The organism is Gracilimonas mengyeensis, from assembly GCF_900182705.1.
Taxonomy (GTDB): Bacteria; Bacteroidota; Rhodothermia; order Balneolales; family Balneolaceae; genus Gracilimonas; species Gracilimonas mengyeensis.
The window spans coordinates 1-1,283 of the sequence record NZ_FXTP01000030.1 but is presented as its reverse complement, the minus strand read 5'-3'; the positions used below and the strand labels follow the sequence as shown (position 1 = coordinate 1,283).

Below are 1,283 nucleotides of genomic sequence, written 5' to 3'. Positions count from 1 at the left end.
TGGAATTGCAACAAAAAAGAGGACAGAGAGTTAGGGTAGTCAAGCCGCTATGTTCTTTGTTAGTAGTTGTTCAATTTGTGTTGGAGTCCGGTAGCCTAAGGCAGAATGCAAGCGTTTGGTGTTGTACCAGCATTCAATATAGTCAAACAGCACTCTGCGGGCCTGGCCATAGCTGGCAAAGCGTTTAGGCATGTTTGCTTCATATTTGAGGGTTTTAAAAAAACTTTCCGCCGGAGCATTATCCCAGCAATTGCCTTTACGGCTCATGGATTGTCGAATCTGGTAATGATCCAATAATTTCTTAAACCCTTCCGCACAATATTGGCGTCCCGGATCGCTGTGAAAGATCATCCCCGGTTTGGGCTTTCGGGTGGCTACGGCCTGCTTAAAAGCTGCAATCGTGGTATCCCCCGCTTCCATGGTCTCACTCAGTGCCCACCCAATCACTTTTCGGTCTGCCAAATCCATGACCGTAGTCAGATACAGCCAGTGGTCTTCTCCAGGCAGATAGGTGATATCGCTCACCCATGCCCTGGAGAGCCCCTCAGGATAAAACCTGCGGGCTAACAAATTAGGCGCGCGTACCTTCTCATGGTCAGAATCGGTGGTCCGGATCCATTTTCGGCGTATGGTGGAGGCAATACCGGCTTTGCGCATCAACCGCGCCACTCTGGGGCGAGACACCTGCCAGCCTTCACCAAGTAGCACCTGGTGAATACGTGGCGAACCATAGCGCCCGCCGGAGGCCTTCCAGTGACCGATAATGGCCTTGGTAAGGGCCTGATTTTCTTTGGTTCGAGAACTTGAATCAGCCCCCAGCCACCGATAATAACCACTGGTAGACACCCCAAATACCCTGGACATCTTCAGAATGGGAAATTCCTGGCGGTGCTGAGCCATAAACTGGTATATCACCCATTTGTCTTGCCGAAGATGCCAATGGCCTTTTTTAGAATATCGCGTTCCATGCGCAGTTCGGCATTTTCTTTTTGAAGAGCCCGTAGTTTTTGTTCTTGCGGGCTCAGCGCTTCTACCCCTTTACCCGGAAAACTAGCCACAGGACTGTTTTGATACTGGGTTCTCCATTTATAGATCAATTCCGGGCGCAAATCTAATTCATTCGCTAGTTCCCGAATATTATCGCGATGATAACTCTGCTGGATCACGTCCAGCTTAAATTCCTTGGTAAATGTTCTTCGTTCTGGTTTGCTCATTTGATTCAATTAGTATGTAGCCAACAATATACCTTAACTTCGTGTCCAGTAAAATGTAGTAAGTCCATT

2 protein-coding genes are annotated in these 1,283 nt (G+C 48.4%); both read right to left on the bottom strand.

Annotated elements, in window-relative coordinates:
- Positions 1 to 39: 39 nt before the first annotated feature.
- Positions 40 to 900, bottom strand: a complete 861-nt coding sequence (locus tag FN815_RS18770) for an IS3 family transposase (protein WP_246075366.1) — start codon at positions 898 to 900, stop codon at positions 40 to 42.
- 11 nt (positions 901 to 911) lie between these two features.
- Positions 912 to 1,214, bottom strand: coding sequence for a transposase (locus FN815_RS18765; RefSeq protein WP_142456372.1), 303 nt, complete (start codon positions 1,212 to 1,214; stop codon positions 912 to 914).
- Positions 1,215 to 1,283 lie beyond the last annotated feature (69 nt).